Below are 15,393 nucleotides of genomic sequence, written 5' to 3'. Positions count from 1 at the left end.
AAGTGCATAGGCACTTTAATTATTTGATCTGTCTACTTGACACGGAGCAGCGCCGATCGGTGCTTTTTTGATGCGCTTGATATAGTTGATCCTGTTGTTTAATAAAGGCTCGCAGCTTGAAGGTCGTCCCATCCCCAAACTCACCGCTCGTTTCGATAATGTCAGTGACGAGGTGCTTCAGTTGCGGTTTTACCTGCGGCCATAGATCCTCGTAGGCCACCATCAATTGTTGGTGCTCCCGTTCAAAGGCCGCCGGATCTGCAGCCACATACTTTTGCGTCCGCAGATAACTATCGGCCACGTAATCGCCAAACGTTGCCAGCAGGCGGGCCGGTAGCTGCATTGCGATCATGTCTAGGTAGGCATGATTCATTCGCGCCCACACATGGAGCTGGCTCGTGAAGGCCCCATCATTTTGCCGGACCGTCGACTGTGCGTTATGGAGCCACACATAGGTCACGTCGTCCATGTAGTAAATGTGCTCGGCCAGATCACACGCGAGACCGACAAAGTAGGTATCCTCAAACACTCGGAGATCATCACGCCACCGCAGACCAATTTCGTCGATAAACGCACGGTTGAACCACTTGGCGACTGGCGCCGTCCAATTGTGGTTACGATGAACCACATACCGGTAACCGCCCCGCTCATCGTCCACCAACTGTTCTAAATACTTACTAATCAGGATGTCTCGATCACCATGAAATTGGACCGCGCGAAAGAAGGTTTCCAACGCATTCACATTTTGGAGCTGATCGTCCGCATCCACGAACATGTAGTACCGACCAGTCGCCACATCCATGCCGGCCTGCCGGGCGACCCCTGCCCCTTGGTTATCAGCTCGTTGAATCATCCGCACCGTAAACTGTAGTACCGGTGATACCGGTAATGTCATTTGAGGGCCACCATCATTAACGAGAATCACCTCGACACGTTGAAAATCAATCCCAATTTGGTTATTGATTGACGTCAACACCATATCAAGACGTTGCTGGCTAACACGATAAAATGGAATAATAATTGAAACGAGTTTCTCCACCGTGGTCATCTCCCTCCATCATTTTTATCATTTTCTCACGAATCCCTAAAAATCGCCACACCACAATATGTGGTGTTTTTATTTTCTTTTACTCTCAATATATTGTGCTATAATGGATATTACAACGTTAACTACACTAACAGAAACGGGGTCATCGGATGTCATTTACTGCAACTCAAGACAACTTAACACACTCAATAGACCAACTGGCCGACGGAACCGAACACCCCCATTCAGCACGCCGGTCTCCGTCCAATAATCTTTTCAACGCCCAATTCTTAAAAGCGCATACTTGTAACAAATTCTCTGATTTCGGTCATTTTGTGGCGGCCGGATTTCCCGACACTGATTTTGAGAGCATCCCCGATGCCAAATGGAATCGGTGGATCAAGCAAAATACCAACTTTGCGACATGGAACGACATGAAAAGTGCCGCGTTAAAGGCCTACATGGCCGGACGCCTGACCTTTCAATAGGCCTCTTAGGCAACCCCAATTTTGATCTTGGCCGCGTTGTACCACGCTCCCCAACGGTTCTGTGATACAATCTGGGTGACCTGAAAAATGATTGGGAGGCGGCCACATGATCGTGATTGACGAAACCAAGCGTTACTTCGATACGATTCAACTGATGAACCAGGCTGGGCAGCGCGAGCACGGGGATGTCTTCACCCGGCGGTTGGTTATCGATAACCGCTGGCTCCTTTTCATTTCTACCTACCATGGCGGATGGGAGGCCTCGATCTCGTGTATCGATGGCCATCAAATGACCAAGCCCGAATTCAATCTGGCAGTCAAAGCGCTCATGTACCACCGCGTTGTCCCCCGCTGCCATCAGGTGAGTGCCAGCTCGTTTCCCCATTCTATCGTGATGCATTTTCGCGCCGGCCATTAAATTAATGACGTTAAAAAGCAGCTTGAAAACCAGATCGGTTTTCAAGCTGCTTTTGTGATTAATTCGTTTTTTGCTTAGTAGACTTGGTCTTACCCAAATACTGTCGTTCTGCTGCTTGGCGCGCCTCGACCGCTTCTTCAAACGTATCAAAGCTCTTCATCAACACGTAGCGGCCGTGAAACATGAGCCGCGCAAACCAGTGGTCCGTCTTTTCATCGTAGGACACCCCAATGACACCACTATGGTTACGTTTGGACCGTTTAATTGAGGCGTAGGCCACACCCTTACTGTCGTAGAGGTTGGAAGAACACCCCTTAAATTTTTGCATGACGGGGTTTTCTTGATACTGTTTTTTCATGACTTCTCGCCGGAGACACCCACAGCTCTTCGTGGTCCCACGGCGGAGTTCAAACCCATCTACGATAGCATTGTTGCCACAGTCACAATGACACAACCACCGAATATTACCGTTGATACTATGTCCCTCTGGTCGAATGGCCACCAGCCGACCAAACCTTTTTCCTGACAAATCAATTAGCCTCGACATGTAATTCACCTCAATTATAAGTCCCGTGCGTACTCTCTTCATACCGGATATTCTTCAAGCTTGTACATCACACCGCCAGTTCATCAGTCGTTGTCACCAAGAAGCAGCTGATGCCACCAATGGTTGATGTACATGATTAACCGTTGCAATTATGGCTTATTATAGTCCATGTTTATAAGGGTTGTACACTATTATACGTAAATAAGTCCTCTTTTTTTATTTTTAAGTTGATTCACCCCGATTATGTCGATCATCATTGAACAGATTAAGATAATTCGTTTAGAATACCGCCTCAATGCCCCCGGCTAATCGAGTTCATTTTTAATGCGTTGAATCAATGTATTACTTTTCCCTGTTTTTTTCCGAATTGCATACATTGACTCTCCCTGTTCAAGTAGCTGTTTAATCTCAAAATAAACTGCTCGCCGGCGCTTGTCCTTCACGTTCGGGCCAAATAGAATCGGTCGCCCCTTGTAACCCCCTCGTTGCAGAGCCAAATCAATGCCTTGCCGTTGCCGTTCCAAAATTTTATTGCGTTCCTCCGACGCCAAAAACTTTTTGACTTCAACCAGCATGGAACTGAGCAATCGTTTAATGTTTTGGTTTTCAACCTCTTCAAAACTGGGAACATCCAGGGCCCGCAGACGGGTACCGCGTAACGATAATTTAACGATTAACTTCGTCGTATCATCCGCATCACGACTGAGACGATCCAAACTGGTCACGACCAGTTCATCACCTTCCTTAATTTTACTAATAATTTGGTTTAAAATTGGCCGATCTAAATTGGCCCCCAACGCCTTTTCCTGATAAATCCGATCCACCTGTAAATCCGTCAATATTTTAATTTGCCGTGCCAAGTTTTGATCATGGGTGCTCACCCGTGCATAGCCATATTTCATTGTTATCCTCCTCGTCTTGTCCCGGTTTAAAACCGGCTTAATCATCACGCGCTGTATATCATAGCGTATCCGAGAATATAATTATTTCTAAATTATGACAGAAGTTCAACTAATACACTCGCTTACGCGACTATCTCACCACTCCGGGTAAGTAAATAGTCCTTTCAATTCCAAAGGCTATGCCAATATGGTATGATGAGTAGACAAATAAAAGGGGGAATTCCACGCAATGCAAGATCCATTCAACCGACAAAACGATCCGAACAACGACGACCAAGATCCACTTTCCAACCTCCCATTGCCACCGAACTATGCTAAGGTTGTCAATCCGGAAAACGGCCAAATTAGAGCGGCAAAAGTCGGCGTATCATGGACGACCCTCTGGTTCGGTCCCATCCCCGCTTTAATGCGCGGTGATTGGTATAATTTCGCCCTCATGATCGTTTTAGACATGATCTATTTCATGGGTGTTTCGATGTTAGGCTTACAGATTACCATGCCCATTCCGGCCATCATCTTTGGCTTAATTTATAACCTCATGTACTTCCGTCACCTCTTTACGCTCGGGTACCAACCCGCAGATGACCGGTCGAAGGAATTACTCACCATGTGGAAGTACTGGAAAGAATAATGAACGCATACAAAAACACAATGACGAAACCGTCATTGTGTTTTTGTATCTACTACCACCAACTCATAATGGGACCGACCATATAAAGACCAAATATCATCACGATCCAACAAAGAACGGTGACCAGCCACTTATACCACCCGTGCATCCGATATTGTTCGGGCAAGACACGGGCTTCCAAAAGCAGCAAAAAGCCTAATACGATTGGCAACAACAGGGCGTTCATGACCTCCACGGCCACCGCAATGTTTACCAAATCAAAGTTTGCCAGTACCAGCACGGCACCAATCACGTGGGCCAGTGTGTACATGATGTAAAAGCCCGCATTTTTCCGATTCAAGGGCTCGTTCAGGCTGTGTTTCCAGTTCAAAACTTCCATAATGCCCCAGGTGCCGGCTAGTGCCACCACGAGAGCAGCCACCAGAGCACCACCGAGCATACTAGCCCCGATCAAAACCTTAGCCGGCATACTTCCGATAAACGGTGACAAGGCGTGTGCCAGGTCTCCCACCGTGCTCAGAACTTGTGGATGATCGGCATGGCCGACCGTTGCTGCAAAGGCAATCACAAAGATCAACATGATGCCTTGCGTCATCAGCGTCCCGACAAACGTATCGTGGCGCTCTTTAGGAAGCGCACTGGGCTGCAGATGTTTATCTACCACTGCACCTTGCTGATAAAAAATCATCCAAGGCATGATGACCGCCCCAACATTGGCGGCCACTAAATATATGTACGATGAATGTCGCCAGGGAATAGTGACTAATCCCTGAGCCATCTGGGTAAAACTTGGTCGAATCATCACGACCGCGATAATAAAGGCGAGTTCTGCGAGACCAATCACCACACCAATTTTTTCAACTCGGTGATAGCTCCCGCTAAACGCAATGCCAACCAGTAACACCGTCGCAATCGGAATGGTAATCCACTTCGAAATACCAAATAGTTCACCAACGCCGGCCACCCCGACGAACTCGGTTAATAGGGCTCCGACGGCCGAAATTGCCAACGTTCCAGCAGAAAGCCAGGCCCATCCAACCCCAAAATGTTCACGAATCAACTCACCATGCCCCTTATGTGTCACAATCCCGAGCCGCACGGTCATTTCCTGAGCCATGTATAGGATCGGAATCAACAGCAGCTGTGGAAGAATCATGGTGTACCCCCACTGCGTTCCAGACTGGGCTGCCGTAATCAGGCACCCAGCGTCCGTATCAGCAAGCATAACAATCAATCCTGGGCCCCAGACCTTCAACCAGTGCGTGTGCGTGGCGGTCGTTTTTGCTGGACGTGTCGGGCCATGCCACATCCAGCCACTTTTAGTGTCAACCTGTTTCATTTTCATCACTCCAATTCTTTTGGGACACCGTTGCTCATTATAGTAGCAGATTTTCGGCGTCTTGAAACCCATGACCTGAATTAAATTTAAAATTATATTCCATTTTTATATAAGAACCCTAAATTTGACTAAAAAAATCATCTCATGGCCGCTATTGTGCCCGAGATGATTTTTTTATGGTTACCCCTTTGCCAGCCACTTAGCTGGATCGGCACGCCACTGTTTAAGTGATGCCAAGTCCGCGTCAGTGATATCGCCATTTTGCTTGGCGACGTCAATCAACGTTGAATAGTTGGTCACGGTGTGAAAACTAATTTGTTCGTCGGTAAAGTTCTTGGTTACGGCCGCTAATTCATATGAGAATACCGCGACGACCCCCATTACTTCTGCGCCGGCTGCCTGAACGGCATGGACGGCTTTCAAAACACTGCCGCCCGTTGATAAGAGATCGTCAATGACGACCACTTTTTGCCGTGGTTGCAAGACCCCTTCGATTTGCTTGCCTTGGCCATGATCCTTGGGTTTTGAACGGACGTAGACCATTGGCAGATTCATCTGCTGGGCCACCCAAGCAGCATGCGGAATGCCGGCGGTGGCAGTTCCGGCGATGACATTAACCTCACCATAGTAATGTTTGATCAAGTCGGTCATGCCGTCGTAGATGCCTTTACGCACACTAGGGTACGAAATCGTGAGCCGGTTATCACAATAGATTGGGCTTTTGAGACCACTTGCCCAGGTAAATGGGTCGTTAGGCCGTAACGTCACGGCGTTAATTGAGAGTAAGTCTTGTGCTACAGATTGTGCTGCGTTCATTAATTTGCCTCCATAAATGCGCGTTGAATTGCTTGATATGCGGCCGCTGGGTCAGCATTTTGCGTAATGGGCCGTCCCACCACGATCCCGTTACTGCCGAGTTCACGAGCCTGAGCCGGGGTAACAACTCGTTTTTGATCGTCATCATGGTTAATTTCCGGACGAATCCCGGGTGTAATGCACCAGAAATCATCGCCCACCACCTGTCGAATGGCTGAGAGTTCCTGCGCGGAACAGATCACGCCATCCAAACCACACTGGGCGGCCAGATGCGCATAGTTTTGGACGGACTCGATCAACGATAGCGCAACGTGTTGTTCATCGCGCAAAATGGTTTCGTCGATGGATGTCAGTTGGGTAATCGCCAATAGTTTAGGTGCTGGTAATCCGGCTGCTTGCGCTCCCGCATCCAGGCCGGCCTTGCCAGCCTTTAGCATCTCACTGCCACCGGCGGCATGAATCGTCGTAAAGGCCACTCCTAGGCGACCAATGGCAGTCATTGCACGTTTAACCGTATTGGGAATATCGTATAATTTCAAATCGAGAAAGACGTCAAATCCACGGTCTTGAACCGTCTTAACAATTTCTGGACCGAAATGATAAAACAGTTCCATCCCCACTTTGATAAACGGCTTGGGTGTCACCGTTAATTGATCAAGCAGCGCCACTGCGTCTTCCTTAGTGGCCACATCAAGCGCCACAAATGGTGTTAATCGTTTCAAAATTGTCCCTCCCACAAATCCGTTAACCGATCGACATGGTAGTAATCCATGACCGTTGGCAGGTCCGCGATAATTTTAGGACAGGTCAGGGGATCATGGAAGCTCGCCGCGCCGACTTCAACCGCGTTAGCGCCGGCCATCATAAATTCAAGGACATCTTCGGCCGTCGTCACGCCACCAACGCCGATAATCGGCAGTTGACTCACGCTTCGTACCTGATGAATCATGTGGAGCGCCATTGGCTTCAGTGCTGGACCAGATAAACCTCCCGTAACGTGGGCCAGTTGGGGTTGCCGTGTTTTCAGGTCAATCCCCAGACCGATTAACGTGTTGATCATCGTCAATCCTTGCGCGCCCCCGCGTTCAGCCGCTTGGGCAATTGGGACGATATCGGTGATGTTCGGCGTGAGCTTAATGTACAACGGTACTGTGGCGACGGCCTCACATTTTTTCACCAGACGTTCAACGGTTGCCGGATCGGTGCCCATTGCGAGGCCCCCATGATCAACGTTGGGACATGACACGTTGACTTCGATGGCGCTCACAAACGGGGAAGATGATAATTTTTGCACCACATGAACGTATTCATCCTCACTAAAACCCGCAGCACTCGCAATTGCTGGTAATTGCGGATAATGTTCGCCAAGCCAGGGTAGTTTTTCATCAACGACGGCGTCTACCCCCACGTTTTGTAACCCATTGGCATTCATCCAACCGGCAGTCGTTTCCGCAACCCGTGGTTTAGGATTGCCTTCTCGGGGGGCCTTGGTGGTTGATTTAAGCACCAGGGACCCTAGGACGTTCAGATCATAGCGTTCTGCTAATTCCTGACCATACCAGCACGTGCCACTGGCTGGGATCACAGGATTCTTCAGGTCGAGGCCTGGTAATTTAACTGCTAAGCGCTCTGCATTCATGATGGTGCCTCCTCGTTTATTTTAAAACCGTTTTTAAAGTGCTTCTAGTGCGTAAGCGCGGTCCTCGAGCATCGTTAAGATCGCCGATACCGTATCAAGCGCCGTCATCAATAATACTTCATGACTAATGGCCATCGCCCGCATCCGGGCGCCGTCTTGCTGCCCATTTTCAGTATCGTCAACCGTGTTGACCACGAGCGATACCCGCTTATTAACCAGTAGGTCCATAATTTCATCGTCGCTACCATCGGATAACTTAGCCACCCGCTTCATGACTGGCACACCGTGTTGTTCGAAGAAGTCGGCCGTCCCCTGCGTCGCATAAATGCTGAAACCAAGGTTCGTCAACCGTCGGGCAACTTCCGTGGCCTTCGGCTTTTGTTCGTCTCTAATCGTCATCAAGATTGATCCATGATCAGAAATCTCATAGCCGCTCGCGATGAAGGCCTTATTGAGGGCCTTCGGTAGACTCACGTCGCTTCCCATGACTTCACCGGTCGACTTCATTTCAGGCCCCAGCAAACTATCCACATCATTCAACTTGCTGAATGAGAAGATGGGTGCCTTGACGTGAATCATCTTATCAGCGGGAGCGAGGCCATCCGTGTAGCCCTTATCAGCCAGCTTTTGTCCCATAATCACTTCGGTTGCCAACTGGGTCATTGGAATTTTCGTGACCTTGCTCAAGAACGGCACCGTCCGGCTGGCCCGGGGGTTCACTTCGATCACGTAGGCCGTCCCCTCATGAATGACGAATTGGACGTTCATCAATCCGATACACTTCAGGGAATGAGCTAATTGAATCGTTTGGGTTTCAATCTGGGAAATCACATCATCAGAAAGGGTTTGTGAGGGGTAGACAGCCATCGAATCACCAGAGTGAATACCGGCCCCTTCAATGTGTTCCATGATGCCGGGGATCAAGACGGTGGTACCGTCACAGATCGCATCGACTTCACATTCTTTTCCTTGCAGGTAACTATCGATTAATACGGGGTGTTCGTGTGACACCTTAATCGCGTTCGTCATGTAGTGGTGTAATTGTTCCCGATTATGCACAATCTGCATTGCCCGACCACCCAGTACGTAGCTTGGCCGTACCAACACGGGATAGCCAATCTCTTCAGCAGCCTCGAGGGCCCGTGCATTCGTGAAGGCCGTCTGGCCCACCGGTTGCGGAATGCGTAAATCAGTCACTACTTTGTTGAATTCATCCCGGTCTTCCGCACGGTTAACGTCTTTAACCTGAGTGCCGAGAATTTTCACTCCCCGATCAGCCAAGGGTTTAGCAAGGTTAATCGCCGTTTGACCACCGAATTGAACGACAACGCCCAACGGCTTTTCGAGGTCGATCACATTCATGACGTCTTCTAACGTTAATGGCTCAAAGTAGAGCTTGTCAGAAATTGAAAAATCAGTCGACACAGTTTCCGGGTTGTTATTCATAATAATCGCACGGTAACCGGCATCCTTCAGTGTTTGAACACAGTGCACAGTTGCGTAATCAAATTCAATTCCTTGGCCAATTCGGATGGGGCCAGCGCCGATAACTAACACAGTTGGTTGATCGAACGGGGTACTTTCGTTTTCATCTTCATATGTGCTGTAGAAGTATGGCGTGTGGGCGTCAAATTCGCCGGCACAGGTATCCACCATCTTGTACGTTGGCACAATGTCGTTAGCAAGGCGTTGGTGCCGAATCTGATCGGCGTTCGTTTGCCAGAGATCAGCTAGTACAGCGTCCGCGAAGCCATTTTGCTTTGCCAATTTCAAGGTGGCGGCATCGTTTTGATGGGCCACAATTTCAGTTGTCATTTCGAGGATGTGAACCAACTTGTCTAAGAAGAAGAAGTCGATCTTCGTCAATTCGTGAACTTCTTCCACACTCCAACCACGCTTGAGTGCTTGGTAGACCGCAAAGAGACGATCGTCAGTGGCAGCCACCAGCAAGTCAGCCAATTCTTCGTCAGACTTATCCGCCATTTCAGCCAAATCGAGCGTTTGGGTCCCGATTTCCAACGACCGCACTGCCTTTTGCGTCGCTTCTTCAATATTGCGACCAATGGCCATCACTTCTCCGGTCGCCTTCATTTGGGTTCCCAGATGCCGATCGGCCTGGTTGAACTTATCAAATGGCCAGCGTGGAATCTTGCAGACAACGTAGTCAAGCATCGGTTCGAACATCGCAAACGTCGTCTTGGTGACGGGATTTTCGATTTCGTCTAAGGTCAAGCCCACCGCAATCTTAGCGGCTAACTTAGCGATTGGATAACCGGTTGCCTTGGAAGCCAGCGCAGATGACCGACTCACACGAGGATTCACTTCGATAATGTAATATTGGAAACTCTTGGGATCAAGGGCTAATTGAACGTTACAGCCCCCCTCAATTTTCAAGGCCGAAATAAGGCGTAAGGCAACGTCACGCAGCATTTGGTATTCGCGGTCAGATAGTGTTTGTGTGGGAGCGTACACGATTGAATCTCCGGTATGAATCCCCACGGGATCGAAGTTTTCCATTGAACAAACAACCATCGTGTTATCGTTGCAATCACGCATCACTTCAAATTCGATTTCCTTGTAGCCGGCAATGCTTTGCTCAATCAGCACCTGCGTAATGGGGGACAAAGCCAAGCCATTGCTACAAATTTCGTCTAATTCTTCTTCGTTATCCGCAATTCCACCACCGGTACCACCGAGAGTGTAAGCGGGGCGGATAATGACTGGAAACCCAATTTTTGCGGTAAATTCTTGGGCCTCTTCGAGCGTGTTAACCGTCTTGGATTGTGGCACAGGCTCGCCAAGGTCTTGCATGAGTTCCTTAAACTGTTCCCGATCTTCAGCTTGATTAATGGATTTTAGGCTAGTTCCTAAGAGTTGCACGTTGTACTGTTCCAAGATCCCTTGTTCATCAAGGGCTTTAGCCATATTTAGGCCGGTTTGACCACCGACCGTTGGCAAGATGGCATCCGGCCGTTCTTTGCGAATCACACGAGCCACAAATTCAGCAGTAATGGGTTCAATATAAACCTGATCCGCAATCTCTTGGTCCGTCATGATCGTCGCTGGGTTAGAGTTAATGAGGACCACTTCGTAACCCTCTTCTTTCAGTGCGAGACAGGCTTGTGAGCCAGAATAATCAAATTCGGCCGCTTGACTAATAATGATGGGACCAGAGCCGATCACTAAAATTTTATGAATATCTTCGCGTTTAGGCATTTTCTTCTAACTCCCTTTGACGTTGATTGCTAGCAATAATTTCCAAAAAGTCATCGAAGAGGTGACTTGCATCGTGTGGACCCGGCGCAGCATCTGGATGAAACTGGACGGAAAAGGCTGGGTAATTCTTATGCCGTAAGCCTTCCACCGTTTGGTCATTAATTTCTTGATGGGTAATTAAGAGATCAGTATTTTCAATCGAAGCGGCATCCACGGCGTACCCATGGTTTTGTGAGGTAAAGTCGATACGCTTCGTGGCAATTTCTTCCACCGGATGGTTAAAACCCCGGTGACCAAATTTCATTTTGAAGGTGTCGGCCCCGTTGGCGAGCGCAAACAACTGATGGCCAAGGCAAATTCCAAAGACCGGTACTTGTTGTTCCACTTCGCGAATCATTGGCAACGCATGTGGCACGTTCTTGGGATCGCCAGGACCGTTACTGAGCAGTACCCCGTCTGGTTGATAGTTAAGCACTTGCTGGGCCGTAGCGGTTGATGGTAAGACCGTGACGTTGCATTCGCGCTTGGCGAGTTCGCGGAGGATACTGTGCTTCAAACCAAAGTCCACGACCACAATGCGGTAACCAGTCGCTGGGTTAGGATAGGCATTCTTAGTACTGCTTTGGGCCACCACCTGCTTGAGCTTTTCAGTTAGCCCGTCAATTAGTACGGCCGCGTCGGCGACGTGATCCACGATGGCCGCACGGATCGCCCCTTGGTGTCGAATTTTCTTAGTTAATGATCGGGTATCGATCCCCTGAATACCGGGAATTTCGTGTTGTTTCAAAAAGTCATCGAGGCTGAGACGGTTGCGCCAGTTGCTGGCCTTGCGTGCAAGTTCGTGAACGACTACTCCGGCCGTCGTTGGTGCAACAGATTCGTCATCGTCAAAGTTGATGCCATAATTTCCGATTAACGGGTAGGTAAACATTAAAATTTCACCGTTATAAGATTGGTCGGTAATTGATTCTTGGTAGCCGGTCATCCCCGTATTAAAAACTAATTCACCGGCAGTGGTTACATCTCCGCCAAATGCTTGTCCTTCATAAACGGTGCCATCTTGAAGCACCAGATACCTTGCTTTACTCATTTGTACCCCTCCGATACACAACTTGTCCATCCACCATGGTGAGGACGGTTAATCCATTCACGTGATCTCCCACAAAGGGTGAATTGTGACCCTTCGAGAAGAAGTTTTCTTCATCAATTACAAAATCAGTCGTTAAATCAAATACCGCAATATCAGCGGCGTCCCCAACTCGCAGTTGACCAGCGTCATCGAGGTTAAAAATTTGAATTGGATTGATGCTCATCCAGTCCACTAGTTGTTGTAACGTCCAAATGCCGCTCTTCACAAACTTCGTGTACAGTAAAGCAAAGGCCGTTTCTGATCCGACGATGCCATTTGGTGAGTTCAAGAACCCATGCTGCTTTTCCTCGTCCGTGTGCGGTGCATGATCTGTCGCAATGATATCGATCGTGCCATCCATCAACCCCGCAATGCAGGCCTGACGATCGGTCACTTCGCGCAGTGGCGGATTCATCTTAAATTGGGGATCGTCTTCCTTGATATCATCTTCATCTAGTAATAAATGGTGTGGGGTGACCTCACAGGTAACGTTCACACCATGTCGCTTAGCCTGGCGCACCAATTCAACACTTTCGGTAGTTGAGACGTGGCAGACATGGTAGTGCACGCCAGTTTCCTGCGCAATAATCAGGTTACGCGCAATTTGTGCGGTTTCACTGATGTCTGGTAAACCAGGAAGTCCCAGTCGTTCTGACACATCACCACAGTTGATCACACCACCAAAGGAGAGTTGCTCATCTTGCGCATGATCACACAGTGGCAAGCCTAACTTAGCCAGTTGCTTCATCGCATCGAATACGACGGCTGCGTCTTGAATTCCTGAACCGTCATCGCTAAAGACCTGTGCACCGGCTTCATGAAGCGCCGCAAAGTCGATTGCTTGATGTCCGGCGCGTCCCTGTGTCACCGGCGCGTACTGTTTGATCTTCACAATTCCGGCTTCATTGCGTTGTTCCTGAGCATGAAACTTTTCGGGGGTATCGCAGGTCGGATTAATATTTGCCATTGCGCCGATCATGGTAAAGCCACCGTGTGCTGCTGCCTTCGCCCCCGTCACAATGGTTTCTTTATTGGTATAACCGGGTTCACGCAAATGAACGTGCATGTCGACAAGGCCGGGCGTTATGAGCGCCCCGTGCAAATCAATTACTTGATCAGCATCGGTTTCGATTTGACCCTGTTTATCTTGAATGACACCATTATCGATTAAGATATCTTGTGCAATGAGTTGGTGATGATCAATCACTTGACCATTTTTTAATAGGATTGACATTGATTTCTCCTTATAGGGCTTTCCGATAGCGTAGAATGCGGCTCAAAATGGCCATCCGAACAAACACCCCATTTTCCATCTGGGTAAAAATACGTGATTTAGGACTCTCTACCAAGTCACTATCGATTTCCACACCACGGTTAACGGGGGCTGGGTGAATGATAATGGCCTTTTCCTTCATCTGGTCGTAACGGGCTTTTGTCAGGCCGTAGCGTTCGTGATAATCACCAGTATCGACTTCAATATCAGCGCCGAGACGTTCGTTTTGAATCCGCAAGAGGTTAACAACGTCCATTTGGGGGAGCAGGTCGTCTAATTCGCCGTATTCACCATACTGGGTGAAGGTGTCATCGAACCACTGCTTAGGACCCGCAAAGTAAACCTTGGCACCGAGACGCGTTAACATTTGGGCATTAGAACGGGCAACTCGTGAATGGCTGATGTCGCCGACGATCAGGACCTTTAAGTCGTGGAAGCAATGGAACTGTTCCGCAATGGTCATCATGTCCAGCAGACATTGTGAGGGGTGCTGACCACTGCCATCGCCGGCATTAACGATGCCAATATTCAAATGATGATTTTTTAATAGATCACGGTAGTAGTTATTCTCTGAGTGGCGAATAACCGCAATGTCGACCCCGATTGATTCAATCGTCTTGAGCGTATCGTACAAGCTCTCCCCTTTATTAACAGAACTTGTTTGAGCATTAAAGTTAATAATCTTCATGCCTAATTTAAGCTGTGCCATTTGAAAGCTTGATTTTGTCCGGGTTGAATCTTCAAAGAAGAGATTCATAGCGTATGCCGGCCGTTTCAGTTCGACAGTCTTACCAGCCTTATAGGCTTGTGCCTCATGAATGAGGTCTAGGGCGTCCTCGGCGTCGAGTTGATCGATTGTTACAAGATTGGGTTGAATCCGTTCCGTTATCATCATTGTGATCGTCCTTTCTAAATGCCAAACAAAAAAGTGCAGTTTTAATCATTTCCTGATTAAAACTGCACTTGTATTGTTCAATGCATCCACTACACCGCATCAAACGCTACTGTACCGTTTTGTATCTCTCAGGAAACAATTAAATGGTTCAGTGATTATTTTATTTTTTCAATTGTGACGTCCTCGTGACCATCATATTCTTCCATGGCAACTTGAACTTGTTCGTCCATTGCAGTAGGAATGTTCTTCCCCACAAAATCAGGACGGATTGGTAATTCGCGGTGACCGCGATCGACTAATACAGCTAAGGAGATTTTCTTAGGACGACCAATGTCCATTAAAGCATCGAGGGCAGCGCGAACTGTCCGACCAGTAAAGAGCACGTCGTCAACCAAGATCACATGCTTATCATTAATATCAACGTTAATATTGGCAGCAGAAACTTCCGGTTCGCGATGGTAATCGGGAACATGACGGTCGTCTCGATAAAGTGTAATATCTAATTCTCCAACTGGAATTTCAATTTGTTCTAATTGCTTGAGCCGTTTAGCTAAACGCTTAGCAATGAAAATCCCACGCGTCTTAATGCCAACAAAAACAAGGTCATCAACACCCTTATTTTGTTCGATAATTTCATAGGTAATCCGTGTTAATGCTCTTTGCATGCTTGATCCGTCAACAACTTCGTGTGCCACCAATCTCACTCCTTCTTTATTAATACAAAAGACCTCTTAATCTCGTACTGCGACTAAGAGGTCTTCAAAATATTTCCTAAATATTCTCCGAATCCTTCTTAGCCTCGCTGGACTATCTTAAAGGTTACTCACTAGAAGATAGTTTAGTTTAAAGTCGGGCACTTGTCAATCACGAATTATACAATGCTACCACCAACCTAGCCTTTCAATGAACGATTAGTGACGTCATCCACTGAAATAGGAAAGTAACCCTCTTGAAGGCACTAATACTAGGGCGATACACATTTTGAATGAGTGCGCGGTTCGCAGTTTCAACGGCACAAAAAAACCGCTAGTCTTCCGACTAACGGTTATCGTGCATGGCGACGTCCTACCCTC

At 48.1% G+C, this 15,393-nt stretch carries 15 protein-coding genes; 3 read left to right on the top strand and 12 right to left on the bottom strand.

All coding sequences use genetic code 11. The annotated features are described in order from the left end of the window. Positions 1–19: 19 nt before the first annotated feature. Entirely contained in the window at positions 20–1,048 is a 1,029-nt protein-coding gene (locus tag FC26_RS07735) for a glycosyltransferase family 2 protein (RefSeq protein ID WP_057779388.1), read from the bottom strand. A 149-nt stretch (positions 1,049–1,197) separates the two neighbouring features. On the opposite strand from FC26_RS07735, the gene FC26_RS07730 reads away from it, so the two are divergent. Then, the gene (locus FC26_RS07730; RefSeq protein ID WP_057779386.1) at positions 1,198–1,515 is read left to right on the top strand and encodes a hypothetical protein; all 318 of its coding nucleotides are present in this window, start codon (positions 1,198–1,200) and stop codon (positions 1,513–1,515) included. Between the two features lie 106 nt (positions 1,516–1,621). Beyond that, on the top strand, positions 1,622–1,933 hold the full coding sequence (locus tag FC26_RS07725) for a hypothetical protein (RefSeq protein ID WP_057779383.1): 312 nt from the start codon (positions 1,622–1,624) through the stop codon (positions 1,931–1,933). Positions 1,934–1,991: 58 nt separating this feature from the next. Here FC26_RS07725 and FC26_RS07720 read toward each other — a convergent pair whose 3' ends face one another. Both FC26_RS07720 and FC26_RS07715 read right to left on the bottom strand, forming a co-directional pair. Further along, positions 1,992–2,480, bottom strand: coding sequence for an AP2 domain-containing protein (locus tag FC26_RS07720; protein WP_057779381.1), 489 nt, complete (start codon positions 2,478–2,480; stop codon positions 1,992–1,994). A 305-nt stretch (positions 2,481–2,785) separates the two neighbouring features. Further along, positions 2,786–3,382 (bottom strand): recombinase family protein, encoded by a 597-nt coding sequence (locus FC26_RS07715; RefSeq protein ID WP_057779379.1) that lies wholly within the window; start codon positions 3,380–3,382, stop codon positions 2,786–2,788. A 229-nt stretch (positions 3,383–3,611) separates the two neighbouring features. Between FC26_RS07715 and FC26_RS07710 the strand changes: the two genes are divergently transcribed. Continuing rightward, positions 3,612–4,013 (top strand): hypothetical protein, encoded by a 402-nt coding sequence (locus FC26_RS07710; RefSeq protein WP_057779377.1) that lies wholly within the window; start codon positions 3,612–3,614, stop codon positions 4,011–4,013. 52 nt (positions 4,014–4,065) lie between these two features. On the opposite strand, the gene FC26_RS07705 is transcribed toward FC26_RS07710, so the two are convergent. From FC26_RS07705 to pyrR, 9 genes are all read right to left on the bottom strand, one after another. Beyond that, positions 4,066–5,322: an NRAMP family divalent metal transporter gene (locus tag FC26_RS07705; protein ID WP_057779391.1), complete on the bottom strand. Its 1,257-nt coding sequence runs from the start codon at positions 5,320–5,322 to the stop codon at positions 4,066–4,068. A gap of 210 nt (positions 5,323–5,532) precedes the next feature. Beyond that, positions 5,533–6,168: an orotate phosphoribosyltransferase gene (pyrE, locus tag FC26_RS07700; RefSeq protein WP_057779375.1), complete on the bottom strand. Its 636-nt coding sequence runs from the start codon at positions 6,166–6,168 to the stop codon at positions 5,533–5,535. Beyond that, a complete protein-coding gene (gene pyrF / locus FC26_RS07695; RefSeq protein WP_057779374.1) occupies positions 6,168–6,890 on the bottom strand; it encodes an orotidine-5'-phosphate decarboxylase in 723 nt (240 codons plus the stop codon). The genes pyrE and pyrF overlap by 1 nt, the downstream gene beginning before the upstream one ends. Next, a complete protein-coding gene (locus FC26_RS07690) occupies positions 6,887–7,807 on the bottom strand; it encodes a dihydroorotate dehydrogenase (RefSeq protein WP_057779372.1) in 921 nt (306 codons plus the stop codon). Before FC26_RS07690 ends, pyrF begins: the two co-directional genes overlap by 4 nt. Before the next feature lie 33 nt (positions 7,808–7,840). Then, positions 7,841–11,023: a carbamoyl-phosphate synthase large subunit gene (gene carB, locus FC26_RS07685; protein WP_057779370.1), complete on the bottom strand. Its 3,183-nt coding sequence runs from the start codon at positions 11,021–11,023 to the stop codon at positions 7,841–7,843. After that, positions 11,016–12,113 carry a carbamoyl phosphate synthase small subunit gene (locus tag FC26_RS07680; protein WP_057779368.1) on the bottom strand — a complete coding sequence of 366 codons (1,098 nt, stop codon included), beginning with the start codon at positions 12,111–12,113 and terminating at the stop codon, positions 11,016–11,018. Before FC26_RS07680 ends, carB begins: the two co-directional genes overlap by 8 nt. Beyond that, positions 12,106–13,386, bottom strand: coding sequence for a dihydroorotase (locus tag FC26_RS07675; protein ID WP_057779366.1), 1,281 nt, complete (start codon positions 13,384–13,386; stop codon positions 12,106–12,108). Before FC26_RS07675 ends, FC26_RS07680 begins: the two co-directional genes overlap by 8 nt. A gap of 10 nt (positions 13,387–13,396) precedes the next feature. Beyond that, positions 13,397–14,320, bottom strand: coding sequence for an aspartate carbamoyltransferase catalytic subunit (locus tag FC26_RS07670; RefSeq protein WP_057779364.1), 924 nt, complete (start codon positions 14,318–14,320; stop codon positions 13,397–13,399). A 155-nt stretch (positions 14,321–14,475) separates the two neighbouring features. After that, positions 14,476–15,015 (bottom strand): bifunctional pyr operon transcriptional regulator/uracil phosphoribosyltransferase PyrR, encoded by a 540-nt coding sequence (pyrR, locus tag FC26_RS07665; RefSeq protein ID WP_057779361.1) that lies wholly within the window; start codon positions 15,013–15,015, stop codon positions 14,476–14,478. Positions 15,016–15,393: the final 378 nt, after the last annotated feature.

Source organism: Paucilactobacillus vaccinostercus DSM 20634, assembly GCF_001436295.1.
Taxonomy (GTDB): domain Bacteria; phylum Bacillota; class Bacilli; order Lactobacillales; family Lactobacillaceae; genus Paucilactobacillus; species Paucilactobacillus vaccinostercus.
This window is presented reverse-complemented; position numbering and strand designations above follow the sequence as displayed.